This window comes from Acinetobacter seohaensis, assembly GCF_056431365.1.
The window spans coordinates 1-572 of record NZ_JBWKMK010000060.1; the positions used below are offsets into that span (position 1 = coordinate 1).

At 44.9% G+C, this 572-nt stretch carries 1 pseudogene; it reads right to left on the minus strand.

The annotated features are described in order from the left end of the window. Positions 1–572, minus strand: a pseudogene (istA, locus tag AC07E5_RS09600) (IS21-like element ISAba8 family transposase); the annotation flags it as partial.

Below are 572 nucleotides of genomic sequence, written 5' to 3' on the forward strand. Positions count from 1 at the left end.
AACCCGAAGTCTTCAGGCTTGCTTTCAATGGCACAATAAAGCTTGATTTGAGGTATCCATTAAAGCGTTCAACTTTGCCTTTGGTCTGTGCACGGTAGGGCTTACATACGCGAGGACGAAAGCTGTACTTCTTGGCGCAGTCGAGCAGTTTGGGGTTCCATTTATGCTGCCCCTCCTGATAGGCATCCCGTTCAATCATGATCGTTTTAGCGTTATCAAACAGGATTTCTTGAGGTACTCCTGCAAAGAACTGAAATGCATTTTCTAGACCATCGATCCATGCATCCGTACGTTCATGATCATAAAATTTCACGAAAGTCGCTCTGGAATACCCTAATGTTGCGACAAAGGCTTTCAAAGTCGTGTTGTTGCGTCGAATCGTGGTGAAATCCACCTGCATTTGTTGGCCAGGTTGGGTTTCAAAACGAATGATCGGTTCCGGTTTAGCAACTGGTTTTAATGTTGCAAGATATTCCCTCAAGATCCTGATCTTTCCTGGATATCCCAACCCTAAAATTTCCTGGTAGAGCACAACAGCAGGAATCCATTCAGGATGAGCTGCGTTTACACGT